Origin of the sequence: Pseudarthrobacter sp. W1I19 (assembly GCF_030817835.1) — a bacterium.
GTDB lineage: Bacteria > Actinomycetota > Actinomycetes > Actinomycetales > Micrococcaceae > Arthrobacter.
The window spans coordinates 2,763,793-2,787,794 of the sequence record NZ_JAUSZR010000001.1 but is presented as its reverse complement, the minus strand read 5'-3'; the positions used below and the strand labels follow the sequence as shown (position 1 = coordinate 2,787,794).

Annotated in this window: 24 protein-coding genes; 16 read left to right on the top strand and 8 right to left on the bottom strand. The window is 66.3% G+C overall.

From position 1 onward, the window contains the following. The first annotated feature begins 7 nt into the window (after positions 1–7). Positions 8–895, top strand: coding sequence for an SseB family protein (locus QF038_RS13075; RefSeq protein ID WP_307610525.1), 888 nt, complete (start codon positions 8–10; stop codon positions 893–895). A 55-nt stretch (positions 896–950) separates the two neighbouring features. Then, complete coding sequence (locus tag QF038_RS13070) at positions 951–2,252, top strand: MFS transporter (RefSeq protein WP_307610524.1); 1,302 nt, start codon at positions 951–953, stop codon at positions 2,250–2,252. A gap of 135 nt (positions 2,253–2,387) precedes the next feature. Here QF038_RS13070 and QF038_RS13065 read toward each other — a convergent pair whose 3' ends face one another. After that, complete coding sequence (locus QF038_RS13065; RefSeq protein WP_091418049.1) at positions 2,388–2,786, bottom strand: DUF1844 domain-containing protein; 399 nt, start codon at positions 2,784–2,786, stop codon at positions 2,388–2,390. Positions 2,787–3,169: 383 nt separating this feature from the next. Here QF038_RS13065 and infC point away from each other — a divergent pair, with 383 nt between their 5' ends. From infC to QF038_RS13045, 4 genes are all read left to right on the top strand, one after another. Next, a complete protein-coding gene (infC, locus tag QF038_RS13060; protein ID WP_373461569.1) occupies positions 3,170–4,219 on the top strand; it encodes a translation initiation factor IF-3 in 1,050 nt (349 codons plus the stop codon). Between the two features lie 116 nt (positions 4,220–4,335). Further along, positions 4,336–4,530 carry a 50S ribosomal protein L35 gene (rpmI, locus tag QF038_RS13055; protein WP_009358635.1) on the top strand — a complete coding sequence of 65 codons (195 nt, stop codon included), beginning with the start codon at positions 4,336–4,338 and terminating at the stop codon, positions 4,528–4,530. Positions 4,531–4,646: 116 nt separating this feature from the next. Beyond that, the gene (gene rplT, locus QF038_RS13050; RefSeq protein ID WP_050055645.1) at positions 4,647–5,033 is read left to right on the top strand and encodes a 50S ribosomal protein L20; all 387 of its coding nucleotides are present in this window, start codon (positions 4,647–4,649) and stop codon (positions 5,031–5,033) included. A 64-nt stretch (positions 5,034–5,097) separates the two neighbouring features. Then, the gene (locus QF038_RS13045) at positions 5,098–6,012 is read left to right on the top strand and encodes an RNA methyltransferase (protein WP_307610523.1); all 915 of its coding nucleotides are present in this window, start codon (positions 5,098–5,100) and stop codon (positions 6,010–6,012) included. Positions 6,013–6,090: 78 nt separating this feature from the next. Here QF038_RS13045 and QF038_RS13040 read toward each other — a convergent pair whose 3' ends face one another. Continuing rightward, a complete protein-coding gene (locus QF038_RS13040) occupies positions 6,091–6,366 on the bottom strand; it encodes a GlsB/YeaQ/YmgE family stress response membrane protein (protein WP_066274925.1) in 276 nt (91 codons plus the stop codon). Positions 6,367–6,565: 199 nt separating this feature from the next. Between QF038_RS13040 and QF038_RS13035 the strand changes: the two genes are divergently transcribed. Further along, the gene (locus QF038_RS13035; RefSeq protein ID WP_307610522.1) at positions 6,566–7,525 is read left to right on the top strand and encodes a cation diffusion facilitator family transporter; all 960 of its coding nucleotides are present in this window, start codon (positions 6,566–6,568) and stop codon (positions 7,523–7,525) included. A 50-nt stretch (positions 7,526–7,575) separates the two neighbouring features. On the opposite strand, the gene QF038_RS13030 is transcribed toward QF038_RS13035, so the two are convergent. Beyond that, positions 7,576–8,787: an MFS transporter gene (locus tag QF038_RS13030; RefSeq protein ID WP_307610521.1), complete on the bottom strand. Its 1,212-nt coding sequence runs from the start codon at positions 8,785–8,787 to the stop codon at positions 7,576–7,578. A 163-nt stretch (positions 8,788–8,950) separates the two neighbouring features. Here QF038_RS13030 and QF038_RS13025 point away from each other — a divergent pair, with 163 nt between their 5' ends. Continuing rightward, positions 8,951–9,397, top strand: a complete 447-nt coding sequence (locus tag QF038_RS13025; protein ID WP_307610520.1) for a (deoxy)nucleoside triphosphate pyrophosphohydrolase — start codon at positions 8,951–8,953, stop codon at positions 9,395–9,397. Between the two features lie 14 nt (positions 9,398–9,411). On the opposite strand, the gene QF038_RS13020 is transcribed toward QF038_RS13025, so the two are convergent. The 3 genes from QF038_RS13020 to QF038_RS13010 all read right to left on the bottom strand — a co-directional run bounded on the left by QF038_RS13020 (position 9,412) and on the right by QF038_RS13010 (position 11,811). Continuing rightward, on the bottom strand, positions 9,412–10,515 hold the full coding sequence (locus QF038_RS13020) for an Rv2578c family radical SAM protein (RefSeq protein WP_307610519.1): 1,104 nt from the start codon (positions 10,513–10,515) through the stop codon (positions 9,412–9,414). A gap of 63 nt (positions 10,516–10,578) precedes the next feature. Further along, a complete protein-coding gene (locus QF038_RS13015; RefSeq protein ID WP_307610518.1) occupies positions 10,579–11,280 on the bottom strand; it encodes an SIMPL domain-containing protein in 702 nt (233 codons plus the stop codon). A gap of 33 nt (positions 11,281–11,313) precedes the next feature. Further along, positions 11,314–11,811, bottom strand: a complete 498-nt coding sequence (locus tag QF038_RS13010; protein ID WP_307610517.1) for a hypothetical protein — start codon at positions 11,809–11,811, stop codon at positions 11,314–11,316. A 187-nt stretch (positions 11,812–11,998) separates the two neighbouring features. Here QF038_RS13010 and pheS point away from each other — a divergent pair, with 187 nt between their 5' ends. Together pheS and pheT are read left to right on the top strand one after the other, a co-directional pair. Then, positions 11,999–13,060 carry a phenylalanine--tRNA ligase subunit alpha gene (pheS, locus tag QF038_RS13005; protein ID WP_307610516.1) on the top strand — a complete coding sequence of 354 codons (1,062 nt, stop codon included), beginning with the start codon at positions 11,999–12,001 and terminating at the stop codon, positions 13,058–13,060. Between the two features lie 2 nt (positions 13,061–13,062). Beyond that, positions 13,063–15,606, top strand: a complete 2,544-nt coding sequence (pheT, locus tag QF038_RS13000) for a phenylalanine--tRNA ligase subunit beta (protein WP_307610515.1) — start codon at positions 13,063–13,065, stop codon at positions 15,604–15,606. Positions 15,607–15,686: 80 nt separating this feature from the next. Here pheT and QF038_RS12995 read toward each other — a convergent pair whose 3' ends face one another. Together QF038_RS12995 and QF038_RS12990 are read right to left on the bottom strand one after the other, a co-directional pair. Then, a complete protein-coding gene (locus QF038_RS12995; protein WP_307610514.1) occupies positions 15,687–16,652 on the bottom strand; it encodes a quinone oxidoreductase in 966 nt (321 codons plus the stop codon). Between the two features lie 77 nt (positions 16,653–16,729). Continuing rightward, complete coding sequence (locus QF038_RS12990) at positions 16,730–17,821, bottom strand: acyl-CoA desaturase (RefSeq protein ID WP_307610513.1); 1,092 nt, start codon at positions 17,819–17,821, stop codon at positions 16,730–16,732. 172 nt (positions 17,822–17,993) lie between these two features. On the opposite strand from QF038_RS12990, the gene argC reads away from it, so the two are divergent. From argC to QF038_RS12960, 6 genes are read left to right on the top strand one after another with little or no spacing between them, the layout of a single operon-like run. Continuing rightward, entirely contained in the window at positions 17,994–19,025 is a 1,032-nt protein-coding gene (gene argC, locus QF038_RS12985; RefSeq protein ID WP_307610512.1) for an N-acetyl-gamma-glutamyl-phosphate reductase, read from the top strand. Next, positions 19,022–20,188 (top strand): bifunctional glutamate N-acetyltransferase/amino-acid acetyltransferase ArgJ, encoded by a 1,167-nt coding sequence (argJ, locus tag QF038_RS12980; RefSeq protein WP_307610511.1) that lies wholly within the window; start codon positions 19,022–19,024, stop codon positions 20,186–20,188. The genes argC and argJ overlap by 4 nt, the downstream gene beginning before the upstream one ends. Before the next feature lie 40 nt (positions 20,189–20,228). Beyond that, positions 20,229–21,188 (top strand): acetylglutamate kinase, encoded by a 960-nt coding sequence (argB, locus tag QF038_RS12975; RefSeq protein WP_307610510.1) that lies wholly within the window; start codon positions 20,229–20,231, stop codon positions 21,186–21,188. Further along, entirely contained in the window at positions 21,185–22,462 is a 1,278-nt protein-coding gene (locus QF038_RS12970) for an acetylornithine transaminase (RefSeq protein WP_307610509.1), read from the top strand. The genes argB and QF038_RS12970 overlap by 4 nt, the downstream gene beginning before the upstream one ends. Further along, the gene (gene argF, locus QF038_RS12965; RefSeq protein ID WP_307610508.1) at positions 22,459–23,469 is read left to right on the top strand and encodes an ornithine carbamoyltransferase; all 1,011 of its coding nucleotides are present in this window, start codon (positions 22,459–22,461) and stop codon (positions 23,467–23,469) included. The genes QF038_RS12970 and argF overlap by 4 nt, the downstream gene beginning before the upstream one ends. Beyond that, positions 23,469–23,999 (top strand): arginine repressor, encoded by a 531-nt coding sequence (locus QF038_RS12960; protein WP_091418014.1) that lies wholly within the window; start codon positions 23,469–23,471, stop codon positions 23,997–23,999. Before argF ends, QF038_RS12960 begins: the two co-directional genes overlap by 1 nt. Positions 24,000–24,002: the final 3 nt, after the last annotated feature.

Here is a 24,002-nt window from a genome sequence, read left to right as displayed (position 1 = left end):
CAACGCCATGTCCAGCACCGAACCCGGATCCGGCACCTCTCCGCAACGCCACCTCCCCGGCCACATCGCAGCAGCGCTGGCCGGTGCCGGGGGTGCCACCGACTCTGCCGGCCAGCCCTGGGCGGGGCGGAGCCTGGCCGGGGAGAATGCCAAGATCCACAATTTTGAGGACGACGACGGACTGGCCGACGCCGGTTACCTCAGCGCCGTCGCGGCCCTGCAGGCTGGACACGGGGACGAGGCCGCCGTGGTTGCCTCCCTCGCCACCGCCCGGGTCTTTATTCCCATCGTTGCCCAGCTCGCCGAAGAAGCCGAAGGCCAGGACGGACTGCACGCCGACAAGCAGGCGGACATGGCCCTGGTGACCCTCAAAGCTGCCGATGGCCGGACCGCCATGCCGGCGTTCACATCCGCCGAGGCACTGAGCGCGTGGCACCCGGAGGCGCGGCCAGTAGCGGTCTACGCCGCACGCGCGGCCCTTTCGGCCGTGGCGGAAGGGGCGGAACTGCTGGTCCTTGACCCGGGTTCGACCGTCACGTTTGTGGTCCGGCGGCCCGCCCTCTGGGCGTTGGCCCAGCAGCAGGACTGGATCCCCTCCTACACGGATGACGCCCTCGCCCGCCAGATGCGGGAGGCTACGGCCGGCTTCCCCGCCGTGCGGAGCCTGGAGCTCCTGCCGGGCAGGGGAGTGGCAGCCCGCACCGCTGACGGGGCCGTCCTCCCCGGCGGAGGCGCCGGTCCCGAGCTGCAGGTGGTCCTCTACCTGGAGGACGGCCTGGACGCGGCCGCCGTGCAGGAACTGGTGGCAGGACTCCAGGCCCAGTGGTCCCGGAATGTATTGTTTGGGGAGCGGGTCGACTCCATCGAGGTGAAACTGCGGCGCGCTGTCCACTAGCTGCGGCGAGGAGGGGGATCCCCGGTCGGCTGCGGCAGACCGAAGGATTCTTTTCGTGAATTTCGCTCTCTACCGGGAGTTGCTCGCCGTGCGGCCCATCAGGCGGCTACTCCTTGTGGGCATGATCGCCCGCATTCCGCACTCGGCAGCCGGTGTGCTGCTGACCCTGCACATCGTCCTCACCCTGGGCCAGGGATACGCTGCCGCGGGTACAGCCGCCGCCGTGATGACCATCGGCATCGCCCTGGGTGCGCCTTGGCGGGGGCGCCGGGTGGATACAGTGGGCCTGCGCAAGGCCCTCATCCCCTCGGTTGTCTCCGAGACCGTGATCTGGTCCGTTGTTCCGCATGTGCCGTACGAGTGGCTCCTGCCGTTGGTCTTCGTGGGCGGACTCCTCACGCTGCCCATCTTCAGCGTGGTGCGCCAGTCCTTGGGCGTGCTGGCCGACGGCGACCAGCGCCGCACTGCGTTCGCCCTCGACGCGATCACCACCGAAGTGGTGTTTATGATCGGCCCCGCCGCGGGAGCCATTGTGGCCACCAGCGGCTTCAGTGTGGCGGGCCTGACCATTGTGGGCGTATCCACGTCCCTGGCCGGCTTGTTCCTGATGTGGTTCAACCCGCCCACCCGCAGCGCCACAACCGCTGTCGACTGCGAGGCGGACCAGCAGCGCGCGGCCGAGGCCGCCGTCGTTTCCACCGCCCCCGCCCACCTGCAGGAGGCTGCCGCGGACCTGGCCCCGGCTGCTGCCCACACTGCCCGCAGCGCCGGACTCAGGGAGAAGGTGGCGCGCAACTTCACGTGGTTTACGGCCACCGTGGCTGCACTCTTCGCCGTGGCGGCCGGCGCGGGAATGGTCCTCAGCGGTACCGACGTGGGCATTGTGGCAGCGCTCGAAACCGGTGGGCACCAGGCCGAAATCGGTATCGTCTTCCTGTTCTGGTGCGCGGCCTCCGTGGTGGGCGGGCTCATCTACGGTGCCATGCACCGGCCCATCTCGCCGATCGTCCTGCTCCTGGGCATGGCCGCCCTGACCATCCCCATGGGGTTCGCCCACGACACCTGGACCCTCGCCCTCGTTGCTATCCTGCCTGGGCTCCTCTGCGCCCCGGTACTCTCGTCAGCATCCGAGAAGGTGGCGGAACTCGTGGAGGAGGAGCGGCGCGGCGAGGCCATGGGCTGGTACGGCTCCGCGCTAACGGCCGGTGTGGCCCTCGGGGCTCCGCTGGCCGGTGTCTTTATCGACCAGGTGGGCCCGTCCGGAGGTTTTATTTCGGTGGGCGCCGCGGGCGTGGCCCTGTGCCTGGTGGGGCTGGCCCTCCAGCGCCGGCGCCGGAGGAACAACATCACGGCGTAGGAGAGGAGTTTTTGTCCAGATATGAGGGACGCTCAAGCCCGCATATCTGGACAAAAACTGCAGGGTTAACGCGCGACGGCGGGCCAACCTTTGGAAGGTCGGCCCGCCGTCGGGAACTGCCGGGGAAGTTATGCCTTAGTTGACTGCGCCGGTGTACTTCTCGCCTGGGCCCTTGCCCGGGGCGTCGGGGATCAGCGACTCTTCGCGGAAGGCCAGCTGGAGGGACCGCAGGCCGTCACGCAACGGTCCGGCGTGCTGGGAACCGATCTCAGGGGCTGCGGCGGTGACCAGGCCGGCCAGCGCCGTGATCAGTTTGCGGGCCTCGTCCAGGTCCTTGAGCTCCTGCGCGTTCTCTTCGGCGGCCAGGCCAAGCTTGACGGCGGCGGCGCTCATCAGGTGGACGGCGGCGGTGGTGATGACCTCAATGGCCGGCACTTCGGAAATATCACGGATCTGCTGCGAGACGTCGGCGGCGGCACCGGCCCCATCCGCGGCAGGCTCGAAAACGTATGAATTACTGTCTGGGGTGCTCATACTGGTAAGCTTGACACAGACCGACTGGATGTCGTTATTTCAGAGATCGTTCGCGAAACGACCTAAGGTTCCCGGCAACGCCAGCGTTGCAGGGAATTTTTTCTGTAGAATGGCAGTCAGTTTGCAAGCGGAGTTCTCTCCCACCCGCGTCAGCCGCTGTTCCGCAAGTTTGATGGAATGCAAGGTTGCCGGGTACCTGGTTGGTTTGGTTCCGGCGCACGCCGCATCGAACATTGCGTGCCATATGGGACGCGCAACCAGTCCTCGAGGCCTTCGATTGCTCCGGCAATTGGGGGCCTTCTCTATTTGCCGGGATCCCACAACAACACAGGAGCTTTAACATTAGCGAGCCAAGAATCAATGAGCGTATCCGCGTCCCCGAGGTGCGGCTGGTCGGCCCTGCAGGTGAACAGGTAGGAATCGTCCGTATTGAGGATGCCCTGCGTCTGGCCGCCGAGTCCGACCTTGATCTCGTTGAAGTTGCACCTCAGGCGAAGCCTCCGGTGTGCAAGCTGATGGACTTCGGCAAGTACAAGTACGAGGCCGCGGTCAAGGCACGTGAAGCACGGAAGAACCAGACGAACACTGTTCTGAAGGAGATCCGTTTCCGCCTGAAGATCGACACCCACGACTACGAGACAAAGCGCGGGCACGCACTGCGCTTCCTCGGCGCCGGGGACAAGGTCAAGGCCATGATCCAGTTCCGCGGCCGCGAACAGCAGCGTCCGGAAATGGGCATTCGCCTGCTCCAGCGTTTCGCCGATGACGTTGCTGAGGTAGGTGTGGTGGAATCCAGCCCCCGCATCGACGGCCGCAACATGGTCATGGTGGTCGGCCCTCTGAAGAACAAGGCAGAAGCCAAGGCTGAAGCACGCCGTGCAACGCAGCGGGCTGAAGCAAAAGCACAGAACGAAGCCAAGGCATCCGGCCGTGTCGACGTTTCCGGCGACGACCAGGCCCCCCTGACGCAGTCCCTCGCGGACCTGCTGCCCGAGGGTTTCACCGTCTCGACGGAACCGGAAGCAGCTCCGGAAGCTCCGGCGCAGGAAGCGGCTCCCGCCGTCGAGCCTGCTGCTGAAGAAGCTCCGGCCAAGGCAGCCGAAGCTCCCAAGGCCGCTGCTCCGAAGCAGGAAGCTCCGAAGCAGGAGGCCCCCAAGGCCGCTGCTCCGAAGCAGGAAGCTCCGAAGCAGGAGGCCCCTAAGGCTGCAGCGCCGAAGCAGGAAGCTCCGAAGCAGGAGGCCCCTAAGGCCGTTGCACCGGCGCCCCAGCCGGCTGCGGAGAAGCCCGAAGCTGCCAAGCCGGCAGCGGCGGCGCCGAAGCCCGCAGCAGTTCCTGCTCCGCCGAAGCCGGTGGCCAGGCCCGCTGCACCCAAGCCCGCTGCCCGCCCTGCCCCCAAGGCAGTGCCGAAGCCGGCCGGTAAGAAGACCACTTAGTTCACAGCTGCCGGGGGTCGCCCTCCGGCAGTCAGCAACCAGCACGCCGCCCCCAGGGGCAGCTGCGCGATAGAACTGCAGGCCTCGCCTGCGGACACGTAAGGAGATCGGTTCCCATGCCGAAGATGAAGACCCACAGTGGTGCTAAGAAGCGCTTCAAGCTGACCGGCAGCGGCAAGCTGCGCCGCCAGCAGGCCAACCGCCGCCACTACCTCGAGCACAAGTCCTCCAGGCTGACCCGCCGCCTCGCCGGCGACAAGATCGTCTTCAAGGGCGACGCCAAGGTCATCCGGAAGATGCTCGGCATCTAATTTCCAAGTTCTTGACTGACCACCACCTGGTGTAAGTCACCTGCCAAAAAGCCTTCTCAGGCCGCCGGACATCCGGCAGTAGATGCTTGGGACCAGAATTTCGAAGGAGTACGCACGTGGCACGTGTGAAGAGGGCGGTCAACGCCCACAAGAAGCGCCGGGTTATCCTTGAACGCGCAAAGGGCTACCGTGGACAGCGTTCACGCCTGTACCGCAAGGCCAAAGAGCAGCTGCTGCACTCGTTTGTGTACAGCTACGGCGACCGCAAGAAGAAGAAGGGCGACTTCCGCCGCCTGTGGATCCAGCGCATCAACGCTGCATCCCGCGCCAACGGCCTCACCTACAACCGCCTGATCCAGGGCCTGAAGGCCGCTGAGGTCGAGGTTGACCGCCGCATGCTGGCCGAACTGGCTGTCTCCGACGCCAACGCGTTCGCCGCACTGGTCCAGGTTGCCAAGGACTCGCTGCCCGCCGACACCTCCGCCAAGAAGGTTGTTGCGTAGCAACGCTGCACCCCGCAACGGGACAGTTCAGGAACTGGTGGCACTAGCCACTAAAGTTTCCTGTATGAACGACACCGGGCGCCCGCAGGATTTACCACTCTCCAACCCCCGAGCAGATCGGGTGCGGGATGTGGCAAAACTTGCAGGGCGCCCGGCCCGCTTAAAGCGCGGACAGTTCCTGGCGGAAGGCCCGCAGGCGGTCCGCGAAGCCTTGAAGCTGCACCAGCAGCGCCTCACCGACGGAGCCCCGGGCGTGGTTACCGAGGTTTTTGCCAGTGCCGCCTGCCTGGACCGGTTTCCTGAATTCGAGGAACTTGCCGAGGGAACCAATGCGCGGTTGGCTACCGACGACGTCCTGGCGGCCATGGCGGACACGGTCAACCCCCAGGGCATCATTGCCGTCTGCCGGTTCATCGACGTCGCGCTGGAGGAAGTGCTCGACGCCGGTCCGCGCCTCATTGCCGTTCTTTGCCAGGTCCGGGATCCGGGGAATGCCGGAACGGTTCTGCGGGCGGCTGACTCAGCGGGAGCAGATGCAGTCATCCTCACCGGCTCCAGCGTAGACATCTACAATCCCAAGGCGGTCCGGTCCACGGCCGGTTCCCTGTTCCACCTGCCCGTGGTGCTGGGTGCCGATGTAACTGAACTGGCCGAGGCGTGCCGGGCCCGGGGGATCGGCATCCTCGCAGCGGACGGCTATGGTTCCCTCAACCTTGACGCACTGCAGGACGGAAATGCCCGGCGCCGGCTCACGGGGGACAGCACCCGGTCAGCTTATGACCTGGAAAAACCCACGGCCTGGCTGTTCGGCAACGAGGCGCAAGGGCTGTCCCAGGCCGAGCTGGACCTGGCCGACCACCGTGTGGCGGTGCCCGTGTATGGGGCGGCGGAAAGCCTCAACCTCGGCACGGCCGCCACAGTCTGCCTCTATGCCAGCGCCCGCTCCCAGCACCTCCCGGCAGCCGTGCCGGCTAATTGAACTGCGGCATTAACGGCAGCGTGGGCTCCGGATTACCGGAGCCCACGCTTGAGTGGAGAATGAAGATTTACCTGGAACTCAGGGCGCGCGTGTTGCCTTGCCGCGTCCGGTGATGGCACCGTAGATGCCGGCGACCACCAGGCCGCCTACGATGGCGAGAATCCACGTGCCGAGATCGAAGAAGGCCAGATCGCCTTTATTAAAGAGCAGGCTGCCGATCCAGCCGCCTACTATTGCGCCTACCACGCCCAGAACCAGGCTGGTGACCCAACCGCCGCCTACCCTGCCGGGCATTACGGCTTTAACGATGGCCCCCACGATGAGGCCCAGAATAATCCAAGCAAGAAAACCCATGTCTCCTCCTTATTGTGACCGGGATAAACCCTCCCGATGAGCTTCAAGCTAACATAGGGTCCTTTGCTTGTCAGCAGGCTTAGGGCCTGTCGCGGGTGCATGCCGGCTGTTGGGGCGGGTACGGTAACTATGGGCGGAGCCGGGGTCCGGGTCCGCAAATTCCGTAGTGTTCCAAAAACCGTAAAAGAGGTGAAGCCCCTTGGCTGCAAGTGGCGGTACAAAGGCGATTATTGCGGCTCTGGCTGCCAACCTGACCATCGCCCTCCTGAAGTTTGTTGCGTACTTCCTGACGCGCTCGTCGTCGATGCTCGCCGAAGCCATCCACTCCGTGGCGGACTCGGGCAACCAGATCCTCCTGCTGGTGGGCGGCAAGAAGGCACAACGGGCTGCCAGCCCCGAACACCCGTTCGGTTATGGCCGGGAGCGTTATATCTACGCCTTCATCGTTTCCATCGTGCTGTTCAGCGTGGGCGGCCTCTTTGCCCTGTATGAGGCGTGGGAGAAGTTTCAGCACCCGCACGCCATCGAGGGCGACTTCTGGTGGGTTCCCCTGGCGGTGCTGGTGGGGGCGATCGTTGCCGAATCGTTCTCGTTCCGGACTGCCATCAAGGAATCGAACCATCTCCGCGGACAGCAGTCCTGGGCCAAGTTTGTGCGCAGTGCCAAACAGCCTGAGCTGCCCGTCATCCTGCTTGAAGACCTGGGTGCGCTCCTGGGCCTGGTGTTCGCGCTGATCGGCGTCAGCATGACGCTTGTTACCGGCGACGGTCTCTGGGACGCGGCGGGCACGGCCATGATCGGCCTGCTGCTCGTGGCGATTGCCGTGATTCTGGCGTTGGAGACAAAGTCCCTGCTCCTGGGGGAATCAGCTTCCAGGGATGACGTGGAACGGATTGCACAGGCCATCGAGGCTGACGGCAGCCGGATCATCCACCTCAAGACACTTCACTTGGGACCGGAGGAACTGCTGGTGGCGGCCAAGATCGCCATCAACCGCAATGCCACCGGCGAGGAGATCGCCAGGGAAATCGACAGTGCAGAATCACGCATCCGGACAGCGGTGCCTATCGCCAGGGTGATTTACCTGGAGCCTGACCTGCACCGTTCAGATGCCGCTGGCGCCGGCCATCAGCCTGCCGCCGCGGCACCGAGGCCCTGACAACTGCCCGTCAGAAACATCACTAAGCCAGCCCGCCGCTGGCCGCCTTTTCAGGAGGCGGCCAGCGGTTTTTTCCGTTCCAGCATGCCACTGGCAACGGCAACGCCGAGACCCAGGACGGCCAGACAGGCGCCCACCAGCGCGGGGGCAACATAGCCCCAACCCCAGGCAATCACCACGCCGCCCAGGAATGCTCCGAGCGCGTTGGCCACGTTCAAGGCGGCATGGTTCAATGACGAGGCCAGCGAGGGTGCGTCGGGGGAGGTGTCCAGGAGCCGGGTCTGCAGGGCCGGTATCAGCATGGACCCGGCCGCGCCCACCACAAACACCATCACCAGGGCTGACCACGGCCAGTGGGCGGCGATGGCGTACACCACCAGGGCCACAGCGATGGCCGGCAGCACACTGTAAAGGGTTCCCATCACGGACTTGTCCGCAATCCTGCCGCCCAGCACGTTGCCGGCCACCATGCCCAGCCCGTACAAAGCCACCACCAGTGGAATCATCGACGAGGGGAGGCCGGCTACGTGAGTCATGGTGTGGGAAATGTACGTGTAGGTGGCGAAGAAGCCGCCAAAGCCCACGATGCCGATCAGGATGGCGAGCCAGACCTGGAGCCGCTTGAGCGCCCGGAGTTCACGGCGGATGCTCGCGTCCGGATGGGCCTTGTGGAAGGGAACAAACCGCCAGATCAGCACCAGTGTGAGCATTCCCAGCGCACCTACCAGGATGAAGAGCAGGCGCCAGCCGTAGGTTTGTCCCACCCAGGTTGCCGCCGGGACGCCGATAACGTTGGAAATGCTCAGCCCCGCCATCACCATGGAGATCGCCCATCCACGCCGGGTGGGCGGCACCAGCGAGGCGGCGATGACGGCGGCAACACCAAAGAATGCACCGTGCGGCAGCCCGGCCGCGAACCGTGAAACCAGCATGGAGCCGTAATCGGGGGCCAGGAAAGAGGCCAGGTTGGCGACGGTGAAGAACAGCATCAGGCCGAGGGCCAGGTTTTTGCGCGGAAGTTTAGCGCCGACGGCGGCCAGCAGCGGTGCGCCCACCACCACACCCAGCGCATAAGCGGAGATGAGGTGCCCGGCTTCCGGGGTGCTGATGGTAAGGCCCTGTTCCACTTCCTTCAGCAGGCCCATCATGGTGAACTCTGTGACCCCGATTCCCACCCCGCCCATCGCCAGCGCGATGATGGCTATCGCGATATTGGGGGAGGCGGTGCTGGTTGCCGTGGGCGACTGAATGACGCTGCTCATGTGCCTGCTTTTCGAGGTGCTGGGGATACAAGTGGGCTGCAGCCACGGCAGTGGGGCTGGATAGGGCCTGGACCACGGGGACAACCCCCGGGAAGGTGCAGGTATTCCCGGGAAAGCGGAATGAGTGCCCGGGCCTTCCCATTGTCCCTCATAGAATGGGGCGGTGACTGGACTGATACAGGTGGTGGGCGGAGCCGTAGTGGACCGCCTCGCGGAACCTTCCCTGCTGCTCGTGGCCCGCCGCAGTGCTCCTGAGAAGCTGGCCGGCCTGTGGGAGTTCCCCGGCGGCAAGGTTGAGCCCGGCGAAGAGCCTGAGTCGGCGCTCTGCCGGGAGCTGGGCGAGGAGCTGGGGATCGGGGTGCGCCTCGGCTCTGAACTTCCGGCGGACTCTCCCACCGGTTGGCCGCTGAATGAGCGGGCCAGCATGCGTGTCTGGTTCGCAGAGATCCTGGCAGGCGAGCCGCAGCCCCTTGAGGACCACGACGAACTTCGATGGGTGTCACTGGCCGACCAGGATGAGGTCCTTGGCCTGCCCTGGATTCCGGCCGACTTCCCGATCGTCAGGGAGTTGCTGGCGGCACTCGAAGTGCCGGCAGCGGGCACGCGCTGACAGTAGCCGGCCCGCTAAAAAAGGGTGGCCTGCGTCGCAGGGGTTGGGGTGTCAGCTGCCGCTGGGGGAATGCCGGCCGGGATAATGCCCGCCGGGTACTCCGCTTCTTCGTTGCGGGGATCGTCGAGGTCCCGGTGGCTGAATCCGGAGGAATCAGAGAAGCCGTGACGGGCCTTGAAATAGCGGATCCTGCCGCCGAGCCAGGCCCGGTATTCCTTGGAGGCGTAGGAGCCTGCGCCATAGAGCCGGCCGTAGCGGCCCGCCAGCTCCGGATGATGGGCTGCGATCCACTTCATAAACCACTCCCTGGTGCCTCCCGGCTTCAAATAGAGGGCGCCGGCAGTCACACCGGTGGCCCCGGCCGCAGCGAGCGAGGAGAAAAGCGAATCCAGGGCTTCGTCGCCGTCCGTGAGCCAGGGCAGAATGGGCATGGCCATAACACCGCAGGGCAGCCCCGCCTCGCGCAGCCGGGAGACCAGCTTGAGCCGCGCGCGGGGTCCCGGAGTGCCCGGTTCGATGGCTTCGGACAACGCCTCGTTAGTCATGGCAAGGGAGATTCCCAGGCCCACCGGCACCTGGGTGGCGACGCTCTTCAGCAACGGAATGTCCCTGGCCAGGAGGGTGCCCTTGGTGAGGATGGACAGCGGAGTGCCCGACTCCGCCAGTGCTGTGATGATCCCGGGCATCAAGCGGTAGCGGCCCTCGGCCCGCTGGTACGGATCGGTGTTGGTGCCCAGGGCTACCTGGTGGCGGCCCCAGGACGGCTTGGCCAGTTCCTTCCGGAGCACCTCCGCCGCGTTGACCTTGACCACCACCTGGCTGTCGAAGTCCTGCCCGGCGTCGAAATCGAGGTACGTGTGGGTTTTCCTGGCGAAGCAGTACACGCAGGCGTGGCTGCACCCCCGGTAAGGGTTGATGGTCCATTCGAATGGCATACGCGAACCGGCCGGTACCTTGTTGAGCACCGATTTGGCGGTGACCTCGTGGAAGGTGATGCCGGCGAACTCAGGAGTTGTAACGGACCGGACCAGCCCGGCCAAGGGCAGGAGCGCGGGTGAGGCGCCGTCCGCAGCTGCTCCGGCCGGCGGCGGCATCAATGCTTGGGCGTCCCATCTCATGGAATCTATTCGAATGTATGTTCGAACTTAAGTCAAGCAACCACGCAGGCGCCGGGCAGCCAATCAACCCAGCGGCTTGAGCTCCCAAACCACCCTGATGTCCATATCCACTGCTGTTTCCCCGGCTTCCACCGCCAGGGCCTCCACCGAGGATGCACGCTGCATCCGGGGGAGGGGCACCGGCGCATGTGGCGTGACGTTGTCCGTGATGGAAAGAACCCGGCCCAGCCGGGCGGAGGCGAGGCGGGCAAACTGCTCGGCCGAGCGGAGAGCGTCAAGCCACGCCGCTTCCCGCGCACGCGCCCGGACCTCGGCGTCGTCCGCAAAAGTCAGTTCAAGGCCGTTGAGCCGGACGTCGTTGCCGCCGGCCTCCACCGCGTCGGAAATAACGGCGGAGGCTGAACCGGGCGTCCGCAGCCTTACGGTGAGGGTGCTCGTGGCGACGTATCCGGTCACGGACTGGCCTTCGCCTTCGCGCCACACGAGGTCCGCCCGGACGTTGAGGCCAGTTGTCCTGATGTCCGCACCGGCAACGCCGTGGCGGCGGAACGTTGACGCCACGGCGTCGGAAGTGCTGCCTGCCCGCTGCCACGCCGCCGCCACGGAGCCGGCACGGCATTCCACCCCGATGGACACCACCAGCAGGTCAGGCGCTGCTTCGGCCGAGCCGGTTCCGGTGACGCTGACTGTGCCGGTGGAAGAATCGCCGTCGGACTGATGACCGGCCTGCCCGACGGCGGTGCCCGCCCCATCGCGGCTGCTCACCCCGGGTGGATGTGGGGCTTCGCCCGGCATGGGTCACGCCTCCGTTTCGGAAGGGCGGGTCATCCCCGGCAGGCGGATGCCCCGGGGCGGTGTCCCGTGGACCGGGTATCCGCCGGCAACAAGGCCAGCGTGCCGCTCGAAGAAGTTGCCTGTTCCGGGATTTCCGGTCCGAAGCACTGACCACCCGGCAGCCAGGAAATAGAGCGGAAGGAAGGGGGCGCCAAAGCACCAGGCGTACTGGGAACAGTGCTTTTCCTCATGGGCCAGCAGCTCCGGGCGGGCGAGCAAATCAGGGGCAGCGCAGCGGCACAGGACAACGTTGCCCAACGTAAACGCACCGGCAAACGGCAGCCGCCACCGGTACCCGCCGGCGATGATGAGCCCGCGGGGGCCCCGGCCGACATCCGTCCGGGACAACGCAGCCACGGCGAGCCCCAGGACCGTGCTGCCGTTGGCAGCGTTCGCCAGCAGCCGCAGCACCTGCGGTCCGGTCAGCGGCCGCCGAAGCTCCGAAGGCTTCCGTGGTGTCATGAGGCCATGGTAGCCGGACGGTTCAATTAGACTGGAGGGCAGTGGCGGCCGGATTTTCCGGTATGCCCTGACCTGGTCATTGAATGAACTGAATTTGAGGGCATTCATCCATGACCTGCCAGCGGACGCGCTGCCGGGAAACCGGAGATGCCCGCCGGCAGCCACGACTCGTAGCTAAGAACAGTAGATGACTGAAACTTTGCCGGGCGCCGCCATCCCGAACCCCACGGATGAAGCCGCCATTACTGCCGCTGTAGACCAGGCCACCGCCGCCATCGCCGGCGCGGCCACCCTTGACGAGCTGAAGGCGGTGAGGCTCGCGCACACCGGTGAAAAGTCGCCGCTGAGCCTCGCCAACCGTGAAATCGGCAAGTTGCCCAAGGACCAGAAGGCCATCGCCGGAAAGCTTATGGGCGCGTCGCGCGGCCGGGTTAACAAGGCGCTCGCGGACCGCACGGCAGAGCTGGAAGCCGAAAACGACGCCCGGATCCTCCTCGAAGAGACCGTTGACGTCACTGCCGCGCCCCGCCGCCGTCGTGCCGGTGCCCGGCACCCCCTGTCCACCCTGCAGGACCGCGTCGCTGACATCTTCGTGGGCATGGGCTGGGAAATCGCCGAGGGGCCCGAGGTTGAATCGGAGTGGTTCAACTTCGATGCCCTGAACTTCAAGCCGGACCACCCGGCCCGCGAAATGCAGGATACCTTCTTCGTGGAGCCGCCCGAGGCCCACCTGCTGATGCGCACGCACACGTCCCCGGTGCAGGTCCGCTCCATGCTGGAACGCGAACTGCCCATCTACGTGTTGTGCCCGGGCAAGGTGTTCCGCACAGACGAACTCGATGCCACGCACACTCCCGTGTTCCACCAGTTCGAAGGCCTGGCCATCGACAGGAAGCTCAGCATGGCGGACCTGCGCGGCACCCTTGAGCACTTCGCGCGGCAGATGTTCGGCGACGAAGCCCAGATCCGGCTGCGTCCCAACTACTTCCCGTTCACCGAACCCTCCGCCGAGCTGGATATCTTCCACCCGGGCGCCAAGGGCGGACCACGCTGGATCGAGTGGGGCGGCTGCGGCATGGTCAACCCCAACGTGCTCCGCGCCGCGGGCATCGACCCGGACATCTATTCAGGTTTTGCCTTCGGCATGGGCATCGAGCGGACCCTGATGTTCCGCAACGAGGTCGGCGACATGCGCGACATGATCGAAGGCGATGTACGTTTCAGCGAGCACTTCGGGATGGAGATCTAACAGTGCGTATCCCAATTTCCTGGCTGCGTGAATTCGCGGAGGTACCGGCCGGAGCAACGGCCGAAGACGTGATGGGCGAACTGGTCAAGGTGGGCTTTGAGGAAGAAGACGTCCACCGTCCCACGGACACCCTGAAGGGTCCCATTGTGGTGGGCCAGGTCCTGAGCCTGGTCAAGGAACCGCAGACCAACGGCAAGACCATCAACTGGTGCCAGGTCCGCGTTGTCCCCGAGGGGCAGGAGCAGACGCTTACCGGCAAGGGCATCGACCCCTCCGGCGTGCAGGGCATCATCTGCGGCGCCCACAACTTCGTTGAGGGCGACAAAGTGGTGGTCACGCTGCCGGGCGCCGTGCTGCCGGGTGACTTCCATATCTCCGCGCGCAAGACCTACGGCCACCTCTCCGCCGGCATGATCGCCTCCGTCCGCGAACTGGGCATCGGCGAGGACCACGACGGCATCCTGGTGCTGTCCCGCATCGGGCTGGATCCCGAGGTGGGCACCGACGCCATGAAGCTTCTGGGCCTCTACGACGAAGCGGCTGAAATCAACGTCACGCCGGACCGCGGTTACGCCTTCTCCATCCGTGGTGTTGCCCGCGAGTACGCGCACGCCACCGGGACCACCTTCACGGACCCGGCCGGCCGGGTGCAGGCCCCCGCGGCGCTTTCCGGCGGTTACGGCGTCAAGCTCAATGACGATGCCCCGATCTACGGCAAGCCGGGCTGCGACCGGTTCGTTGCCCGGACGGTCCGCGGCGTGGACGCCACCAGGCCCACCCCGCAGTGGATGGTGTCCAGGCTTCGGCTGGCCGGCATCCGCTCCATCTCCCTGCCGGTGGACATCTCCAACTACGTGATGCTGGAACTTGGCCAGCCCACGCACTGCTACGACCTGGACAAGCTGTCCGGGGACATTGTGGTGCGCCGGGCCGCGGCGGGGGAGAAGATCACCACCCTCGATGACAAGGTACGCACCCTTGACCCCGAGGACCTGCTGATCACGGACGACTCCGGTGCCATCGGCATCGCCGGCGTGATGGGCGGGGCGGACACCGAGGTGGGCGGAACGACGTCGAACATCCTGGTGGAGGCCGCGCACTTCGACGAGGTGTCCATCTCCCGTTCCCGCCGCCGCCACAAGCTGCCGTCCGAAGCGTCCAAGCGCTTCGAGCGCGGCGTTGACTGGCAGGTGGCCGGCATCGCCGCCCAGCGCGTGGTGGACCTTCTCGTGGAGCTCGCCGGCGGCACGGCAGACGAGGCAGGAACCGACGTCGGAACCGCCCCGGACACCGTGACCATCGATCTCCCGGCAGAGTTTGCTGCCGCCCGGATCGGCATCGACTTCACTGAGGAGCAGATCGTCACCTCCCTTGAGGACCTGGGCGCGGCCGTGGTGAAGAACGACGGCGGCTGGAGCGTCACTGCGCCCAGCTGGCGGCACGACCTGGAGACCAAGGAGGACCTCTCCGAGGAGATCGCCCGCCTGGTGGGCTACGACAAGATTCCCGCGACGCTGCCTGTGGCCCCTCCCGGCCGCGGCCTGACCCGCGTGCAGCAGCAGCGCCGGCGCCTCATCCAGGCACTGGCCGATGCGGGCCTCACCGAGGTCCTGTCCTACCCGTTTGTGTCCAAAGCCGCGAACGATACCTTCGGCGTGGCCGAACAGGGTGCGGGCCGGACGGCGGTCAAGCTGGCCAACCCGATCAGCGAGGAGCAGGGCTTCCTGCGGACCTCCATCCTGCCCGGGCTCATCGAGGTGGCCAAGCGGAACCACTCGCGCGGCTTCCGCGACCTGGCGCTCTTCGAGTCGGGCCTGGTGTTCCTGCCTGCTGAGAAGATGGGTACCCCATCCATCCCGCCGCTGGGCGCCAAACCCTCGGATGACGTACTGGATGCCCTGTACGACGGCGTCCCCGCCCAGCCGTTCCACCTCGCGGTGGTCCTCACCGGGCATGATTCGCCGGCCGCCGCCGCGCACGCTCCGCGTGTGTGGGACTGGGCTGATGCCCTGGACATCGCCCGGATCGCCGGCGACGTCCTGGGCGTTGAGATCGTAGTCAGCCAGGGCAGCCACCAGGCATTCCACCCCGGCCGGACGGCCCGGCTCTCGCTGCGCACCGGCGAAGTGGTGGGCTACGCCGGCGAGCTGCACCCCAAGCTGCTGGCGGCATCGGACATGCCGGCCCAGTCCGTGGCCCTGGAGCTCAGCGCCGACGCACTGTTCGACGCTGCCCCGGACGTCATTGTGGCCCGCCATATCTCGTCCTTCCCTGTCGCCACCCAGGACGTGGCGCTGGTGGTTCCTGCGGACGTCCCGGCCGATGAGGTACTGGCGGCCCTCCGCGAAGGTGCCGGCGAACTCCTGGAAGACGTTGCACTCTTTGACGTCTACGCCGGCAAGGGAATCGAGGACGGCAAGAAATCGCTGGCCTTCGGACTCCGGTTCCGGGCCGACGACCGCACCCTGACCGCGGACGAGGCATCGGCAGCGCGTGAAAGCGCCGTTGCCCTGGCCGCCGAGCGGTTCGGCGCGGTGCAGCGCTAAGCGCAGGCAGCCCGCAACAACAGAAGTCCCCGCAACCATCATGGTTGCGGGGACTTTTGCGCTGTGGCGAAGCCACCTTGCTAGGGGACCAGGAGGACCTTTCCGGTGGTCTTCCGGCCCTCAAGGTCGCGGTGCGCCTGGCCCGCCTGGGACAGCGGGTAGCGGGCGCCGACCCGGACCTTCAAGCTTCCGTTGGCTGCTGCCGCGAAAATCTCATCCGACCGCCAGCGCCGTTCCGCTGCGTCCTGCAGGTAATGGGCCATGGTGGGCCTGGTGAGGAACAGCGATCCGCCGGCGTTGAGGCGCTGCGGATCCACCGGCGGGACCGGGCCGGAGGCTGCCCCGAAGAGCGCCAGCATGCCGCGCACGCGCAGGGAGGCGAGGGAGCCGTCGAAAGTATCCTTGCCCACGCCGTCGTAGGCAACGTCCACGCCGCGGCCGTCCGTGAGGTCCTTGACCCGATCAGCGAAGCCGTCGTAGCGCAGGACATGGTCCGCCCCGGCGTCGAGGGCGAGGGCTTCCTTTTCGTCGGTGGACACGGTGGTGATCACCCGGGCGCCCTTTGCCTTCAGGAGCTGGATCAGCAGGAGCCCCACTCCGCCGGCGCCGGCGTGCAGCAGGACGTTATGGCCGGCCTCCACCTTGAAGGTGGAGTTGATCAGGTAGTGCGCCGTCAGGCCCTGCAGCGGAAGGGCGGCGGCGGTGAAATCATCAAGGCCGTCAGGCACAGGCAGTGCTTTGTCAGCCTCCACCAGGGCATAGCCCGCATAGCAGTCCTGGCCTTCGGCGGTGGCAACACGGTCACCGGAAACAAAGGCTGTGACGCCCTCACCCACCTCCTCCACGGTTCCGGCAGCCTCGGCGCCGGGGGTGAAAGGATACTGGACCTTGTACACGCCGCTGCGCTTGTAGGTGTCGATGAAATTCACTCCGGCAGCGGCCACCTTGACCAGCAGCTGCCCGGGACCGGGAACAGGGCGCTCAACCGGGGTGTAGGAGAGGACTTCGGGACCGCCGGCTTGCCCGGCGACGATTGCGTGCGTCATGGGATTCCTTCCACGGGCGGGGATTTCCTGGCCCGGTTCACCCATCCTAGGCTCCACCTGCGTCAAGGCGGGGCTGTTCAGTAGCGGCGCGTAACCGTTGCCATGGGGCACTCGAAGTGGCGTCCTGCCGCAAGCCCCACCTGGTTGAGGTAGCGGACGATGATGCCGTAGGACTGCAGCAAAGTGGTCTCGGTATAGGGAACCTGGTGCTTGCTGCAATACTCACGAACGATGGCGGCCGCCCGGTCCAGCTGGGGCCGTGCCATGTCCGGGAAGAGGTGGTGTTCAGCCTGGCGGTTCAGCCCGCCCAGCAGGATGTCCATAAAACGGCCGCCGGAAATGTTCCGTGAGGTCAGGACCTGCCGGCTGAAGAAGTCCACCCTGCTGTCCGCAGGCAGGACAGGCATGCCCTTGTGGTTGGGGGCAAAGGAGGCCCCCATGTAAAAACCGAAGACCGCCAGTTGGACGCCGATGAAAGCGGCCGCCATGCCCGGCGGCAGGAAGGTGAAAGCCAGGACCGGGAGCAGGGCCAGCCGGACGGCGAGGATGGGAATCTCCACCCAGCGGTGCGTCACCTTTGCCCTGCGCACAATGAAGCGCACGGAATCTATCTGCAGGCCCAGCCCAACGAGCAGGAGCAGGGGAAAGAAGAACCAGCCCTGTTTCCTGGTCAGGAAGGACAGAGGGCCCTGCCTGGTGGCAGCGCCCTCGGCGTGGAAGGCGATCGCGCCGGTGGCGATGTCCGGGTCCTTGGAAACCACATTGGGGTGGTTGTGGTGCGCGCCGTGCTTTTGTTCCCACCAGGAATAACTGATCCCCGCCACGGACGTGGCCAGCAGGCGCGCAGACCAGTCGTTGGCGCGCCGTGAGGCAAAGATCTGCCGGTGGCCGGCCTCGTGGGCCAGAAAGCTGAGCTGCGTGCAGAGGACGCCAACGGCGGCCGCAATCAGGAGCTGGAACCAGCTGTCCCCGATCAGGGCGAAGCCGAACCACGCGGCTGCCATGAGGAGGACCAGGACCGAGAACAGGGTGGCGTAGAAACCCACCCGCCGTTCCAGCAGCCCTTCCGCTTTGACGGCTTTCAAGAGTTCGGAGTAGCTCAGGACTACGGCGTTCGGCTGCCGGACACGCGGGCCACGGCGGACAGAAGTGGGTAGGGTGGTGGTCAAAGACGCCTCGTGACTGTTACGGGCAACATTGCAGCCGACATTCGGACTGCATGGTCAGGATCACCCTCTACTCAGGATACGGCAGGCCTTCGGCGGTTAAGTCTGAGGGAGGAGCGCGGTCGCATGCATAAATATCGAGCCTAGTGAATACTTTTGCTGTAAGGTGGGAACCATGACTATTTCTGTTGCAGTCTCAGGCGCCAGCGGCTACGCCGGCGGAGAGGTACTCCGCCTCCTCGCGGGCCACCCGGATGTGACCATCGGGGCCATCACAGCGCACAGCAATGCCGGTTCGCGCCTCGGCGAGTTGCAGCCCCACCTGCACGGATTGTCCAGCCGCATCCTGGAGGACACCACCGTGGAGAACCTCTCCGGCCACGACGTGGTCTTCCTCGCACTGCCGCACGGCGCCTCCGCCGGGATTGCTGCCCAGCTTCCGAAAGGGACGGTGGTGATCGACGCCGGCGCCGACCACCGCCTGGAGGACCCGGCAGCCTGGGAAAAGTTCTACGGTTCAGCCCATGCCGGAACCTGGCCCTACGGCCTGCCGGAACTGCCGGGACAGCGTGAAGCCCTCAAAGGCGCCAGCCGCATCGCCGTGCCGGGCTGCTACCCGACGTCGGCCCTGCTGGCCCTCACGCCAGGGTTCGCCGCGCACCTCCTCGAGCCCGACGACGTCGTCATCGTTTCCGCCTCAGGCACCTCCGGCGCGGGCAAGGCAGCAAAAGTGAACCTGATCGGCTCCGAGGTCATGGGCTCCATGAGCCCCTACGGTGTGGGCGGGGGACACCGGCACACCCCCGAAATCGAACAGGGCCTGTCCAATGCGGCGGGGGAGCAAGTGACTGTTTCCTTCACCCCCACACTCGCGCCCATGAGCCGCGGGATCCTCACCACCGCCACTGCCAGGGTTAAGCCCGGCACTACGGCCGAACAGCTGCGCCAGGCCTGGACCGACGCGTACGACGACGAACCGTTTGTGCACGTACTGCCCGAAGGCCAGTGGCCCGCCACCAAGGCCGTCCAGGGGTCCAACCACGCAGCCATGCAGATTGCCTTTGACGCGCACACCGGCCGCGTTATTGTCACCTGTGTCATCGACAACCTCACCAAAGGGACCGCCGGCGGCGCCGTGCAGTCCATGAACATCGCACTCGGCCTGGCGGAAACCGCCGGCCTTGACCTGCAGGGAGTAGCCCCGTGACCGTTACCGCACCCCTTGGCTTCCGGGCCGCCGGCGTCACCGCCGGGCTGAAGGCCTCCGGCAACCCGGACCTTGCCCTGGTGGTCAACGACGGTCCCGCCAAAGCTGCTGCCGCGGTGTTCACCAGCAACCGTGTGGCTGCGGCCCCGGTCCACTGGTCCCGCCAGGTGGTCTCCGATGGCCGGGTGGACGCCGTGATCCTGAACTCCGGCGGCGCCAACGCCTGCACAGGGCCCACCGGCTTCCAGAACACCCACAGCACGGCCGAAAAAGTCGCCGAAGTACTGGGTATCTCAGCCACCGACGTATTCGTCTGCTCCACCGGCCTGATCGGTGAGCAGTTGCCCATGGACAAGATCCTTCCCGGCGTTGAGGCAGCCGCCAAGGCCCTCAGCACCGACGGGGGACCGGACGCTGCCACCGCCATCATGACTACCGACTCGGTCCCCAAAGCGGCGCTGTTCATCGGCACCGACGCGGACGGCCAGGAATTCAGCATCGGCGGCATTGCCAAGGGTGCCGGCATGCTGGCGCCCGGCCTGGCCACCATGCTGGTGGTCCTCACCACGGATGCGGTAGTGGAGCAGGAAATGCTCGACGTCGTCCTGCGCGATGCCACGCGAGTCACCTTCGACCGCGCGGACTCCGACGGCTGCATGTCCACCAACGACACCGTGGTGCTCCTGGCCTCCGGCGCCTCCGGCGCCGTGCCGTCCGCCGAGGTTTTCGGCGCCGGCCTCACCCAGGTGTGCGCCGAGCTTGCCCGCAAGCTCATTGGTGACGCCGAGGGTGCCAGCCACGACATCGCCATCCGTACCTTCAACGCGGCAAGCGAGGCCGACGCCGAAACCGTCAGCCGGTCCGTGGCCCGGTCGAACCTTTTCAAGGCCGCCATCTTCGGCAAGGATCCGAACTGGGGGCGGGTGCTGTCCGCTGTGGGTACTACTGACGCCGCTTTCGAGCCGGACCAGCTCAACGTCTCCATGAACGGAATCCAGATTTGCCGCAACGGCAGCATCGGCGATGACCGGGCCCTTGTGGACCTGGAGCCCCGCGAAGTGCTCGTGGAAATCGACCTGCAGGCAGGCGGCGCCGAGGCCACCATCTGGACGAACGACCTCACCCACGACTACGTGCACGAGAACAGCGCCTACTCCAGCTAGGAGCCGCGCCCCCGGAAAAACCGTTGCGGAAAGTGACAGCATGAACACCCAGACGCGTGAAACCACCACCATGTCCGATGCGCAGGACAAGGCCGCCACCCTGATTGAGGCCCTGCCTTGGATCCAGCGGTTCGCCGGTTCCATCATGGTGGTCAAGTACGGCGGCAACGCCATGGTCAACGACGAGCTGCGCCGCGCCTTCGCCGAGGACATCGTTTTCCTCCACCACGTGGGCATCCACCCGGTGGTGGTTCATGGCGGCGGTCCGCAGATCAACTCCATGCTGGGCCGGCTGGGCATTGAATCCGAGTTCAAGGGCGGGCTGCGCGTCACCACCCCCGAGGCCATGGACGTGGTCCGCATGGTCCTCACCGGCCAGGTGGGACGCGAACTGGTGGGCCTGATCAACTCCCACGGGCCCTATGCTGTGGGCATGTCCGGGGAAGACGGCGGACTGCTGCGCGCTGTCCGGACCGGGACTGTGGTGAACGGCGAAGAAGTGGACCTCGGGCTGGTAGGCGAGGTGGTCGGCGTCGACCCGGCAGGCATTGTGGACATTCTTGAGGCCGGCCGGATCCCGGTGATCTCCACCGTTGCCCCGGAGATCGTTGACGGCGGCGACGGCGTGGCCGGCACTGCGCGCTTCCAGCCCACGGGCCAGGTCCTCAATGTTAACGCCGACACCGCTGCTGCGGCCGTCGCCTCGGCGCTGGGCGCCTCCAAACTGGTCATCCTGACGGACGTTGAAGGCCTCTATGCCAACTGGCCGGACAAGTCTTCGCTGATTTCCTCGCTGACGGCCTCCGAGCTGCGGGACATGCTGCCCAAACTCGAATCGGGCATGATCCCCAAGATGGCCGCCTGCCTCAAGGCCATAGATGAGGGAGTGGAACGTGCGCACATCGTGGACGGGCGCCTGCCCCACTCCATGCTTCTGGAAACATTCACGACGGCGGGAATCGGCACCCAGGTGGTTCCCGATGAGGAGATCAACGGATGAAGAACATCCAGCAAACCCCGGTGGTTGAGCCTGTCGAAACCCCGGTGACTGAGCTCGTGGAAACCACGGGCCACGCCGGATCCGAGTGGCTGGCCCGCTACTCCACCTCGCTGATGGGCGTGTTCGGGACGCCGCAGCGCGTGCTGGTCCGCGGTGCCGGCTGCCTTGTGTGGGACGCTGACGGCAAGGAATACCTGGACCTGCTCGGCGGGATTGCGGTCAATGCACTGGGCCACGCCAACCCGTTCGTCACGTCGGTCATCTCCAGCCAGCTGGCCACGCTGGGCCACGTGTCGAACTTTTTCACCAGCCCCACCCAGATTGCGCTGGCCGAAAAGCTCCTGGCCCTCAGCAACGCGCCAGCCGGTTCCAAGGTGTTTTTCACCAACTCAGGAACCGAGGCCAACGAGGCTGCCTTCAAGCTGGCCCGCCGCAATTCCGGGGGCAGCGGGACGAAGCGGACCAAAATCATTGCACTCGAAGGTGCCTTCCACGGCCGGACCATGGGCGCCCTGGCGCTGACGGCAAAAGAGGCCTACCGCGCGCCGTTCGAGCCGCTGCCCGGCGGTGTGGTGCACATCCCGTTCGGGGACGTCGAAGCGCTCAAAGCGGCCGTTGACGAAACCGTGGCCGCAGTGTTCCTGGAGCCCATCCAGGGCGAGGCCGGGGTCCGTCCCCTGCCGCCCGGATACCTGCAGGCTGCGCGGGAGCTGACGGCCCGTGTGGGGGCGTTGCTCATCCTTGACGAGGTGCAGACCGGCATCGGCCGTACGGGCAAATGGCTGGCCAGTGAGGACGCCGGGATCATGCCGGACGCTGTCACCCTGGCAAAGGGCCTGGGCGGCGGCTTCCCGATCGGTGCGCTCGTCACGTTTGGTGACGGGACGTCGTCGTTATTAAGCGCGGGCCAGCACGGCACCACCTTCGGCGGCAACCCCGTGGCCACGGCGGCTGCTTTGGCCACCCTGCATGCCATCGAAAGCCAGGATGTCCTGGCCAACGTGGCGGCGGTGGGGGAGCACCTGCGTTCCGCGCTGGTAGCCATCCCGGGCGTCACCGATGTCCGGGGCGAAGGCCTGCTCATTGGCTTCGACCTGGACGCGGACGTGGCCCCGGCCGTGGTGCAGGCGGGCCTTGACGCCGGCTTCATCGTCAACAGCCCCGGTCCGCGCACCATTCGCCTGGCGCCGCCGCTGGTCCTCACCACAGCGCAGGCAGACACCTTCCTCGCCGCCTTCCCGGCCATCCTCCAAGCAGCTAAGGACGCCCAGTGACAACAGCCACCGGCACCACCCGGCACTTCCTCAAGGACACAGACCTCAGCCCTGCCGAGCAGGCGGAGGTCCTGGACCTTGCCGTCCGCATGAAGGCCGATCCGTACAGCGTCCAGCCGTTCGCTGCCGCGGGAAGCGGCCGCAAGACCGTTGCCGTGATCTTCGACAAGACCTCCACCCGGACCCGGGTCTCGTTTGCCACCGGCATCGCGGACATGGGCGGCAACGCCCTGATCATCAATCCCGGCGAAGCCCAGATCGGCCACAAGGAGTCCGTGGAGGACACCGCCAAGGTCCTGGAACGGATGGTGTCCACCATCGTGTGGCGGACCGGCCCGCACGCCGGCCTGGTGGCGATGGCGGAAAACTCCACGGTGCCGGTGATCAACGCCCTGTGCGATGATTACCACCCCTGCCAGCTGCTCGCGGACCTGCTGGCCGTGAAGGAACACAAAGGCGAACTCAAGGGCCTCACCATGAGCTACCTCGGGGACGCCGCGAACAACATGGCCAACTCCTACCTCCTGGCCGGCGTCACGGCCGGCATGCACGTCCGCATCGCCGGGCCCGAAGGGTACCTCCCGGCAGATGAGGTGGTGGCCGAAGCCGAGGAGCGCGCCGCCCAGACCGGCGGTTCAGTACTGATCACCACCGATGCCGCGGCGGCCCTCAAAGGGGCCGACGTCGTCGCAACAGACACGTGGGTATCCATGGGCCAGGAAGCCGAAAAGGAGGCGCGGCTGCAGCTCTTCCGCGAGTACTCCGTGGATGAGGAGGCCATGGCATACGCCGCGGAAGACGCCGTCGTGCTTCACTGCCTCCCTGCCTACCGCGGTTATGAAATTTCGGCGGGCGTGATCGACGGCCCGCAGTCCATCGTCTGGGACGAAGCCGAAAACCGGCTCCACGCCCAGAAGGCCCTGATGGCCTGGCTGATGCACCGGTCCGGCCTGGCCTTCGTGGAGGGCCTCGCTCCCGTCGAAGGCACCGGGGAGAGCACGTTCTAGTGTCCGCCCAACCGGCGGTGCCGGGCTCCAGCCCGGCCACCAAAACAGCCCGCCAGGCACGCATCACGGCCATCCTTACGGGTGAATCCGTGCGGTCCCAGGCGGAGCTGGCGGCCCTGCTCGCGGACGACGGCGTGCAGGTCACCCAGGCCACCCTGTCCCGCGACCTCGTGGAACTGGGCGCGGTCCGGGTCCGCGGCAAGGAAGGCGTGCTGGTGTACGCCGTCCCCGGCGAGGGCGGCGAGCGGGCCGCCAAGAGCGGAGTGAGCCAGGAAATCCTGGACGCCCGGCTGGCACGGCTCTGCAGCGAACTCCTGGTCACCGCGGAGGCCTCGGCCAATATCGCCGTGCTCCGCACGCCGCCCGGAGCCGCCAATTTCCTGGCCCTGGCCATCGACCACTCGGTGATGCCGTCCATTTTGGGGACGATCGCCGGGGACGACACCGTGCTGCTGGTCTCCCGGGACCCCAACGGCGGCCAGGACCTCGCCGCCAGGTTCCTGCAACTGGCCGAAGAGGCCGGGCAATAAGCT

Bases quoted from the DNA above. Each gene is read 5' to 3' on its own strand.
- QF038_RS12995 (WP_307610514.1), bottom strand. From the start codon at position 16,652: ATGACGCACGCAATCGTCGCCGGGCAAGCCGGCGGTCCCGAAGTCCTC.
- QF038_RS13075 (WP_307610525.1), top strand. From the start codon at position 8: ATGTCCAGCACCGAACCCGGATCCGGCACCTCTCCGCAACGCCACCTC.
- QF038_RS13010 (WP_307610517.1), bottom strand. From the start codon at position 11,811: ATGACACCACGGAAGCCTTCGGAGCTTCGGCGGCCGCTGACCGGACCG.
- pheS (WP_307610516.1), top strand. From the start codon at position 11,999: ATGACTGAAACTTTGCCGGGCGCCGCCATCCCGAACCCCACGGATGAA.
- QF038_RS13065 (WP_091418049.1), bottom strand. From the start codon at position 2,786: ATGAGCACCCCAGACAGTAATTCATACGTTTTCGAGCCTGCCGCGGAT.
- rpmI (WP_009358635.1), top strand. From the start codon at position 4,336: ATGCCGAAGATGAAGACCCACAGTGGTGCTAAGAAGCGCTTCAAGCTG.
- QF038_RS12970 (WP_307610509.1), top strand. From the start codon at position 21,185: ATGAAGAACATCCAGCAAACCCCGGTGGTTGAGCCTGTCGAAACCCCG.
- argC (WP_307610512.1), top strand. From the start codon at position 17,994: ATGACTATTTCTGTTGCAGTCTCAGGCGCCAGCGGCTACGCCGGCGGA.
- QF038_RS13045 (WP_307610523.1), top strand. From the start codon at position 5,098: ATGAACGACACCGGGCGCCCGCAGGATTTACCACTCTCCAACCCCCGA.
- QF038_RS13030 (WP_307610521.1), bottom strand. From the start codon at position 8,787: ATGAGCAGCGTCATTCAGTCGCCCACGGCAACCAGCACCGCCTCCCCC.
- QF038_RS13020 (WP_307610519.1), bottom strand. From the start codon at position 10,515: ATGAGATGGGACGCCCAAGCATTGATGCCGCCGCCGGCCGGAGCAGCT.
- argB (WP_307610510.1), top strand. From the start codon at position 20,229: ATGAACACCCAGACGCGTGAAACCACCACCATGTCCGATGCGCAGGAC.
- QF038_RS13040 (WP_066274925.1), bottom strand. From the start codon at position 6,366: ATGGGTTTTCTTGCTTGGATTATTCTGGGCCTCATCGTGGGGGCCATC.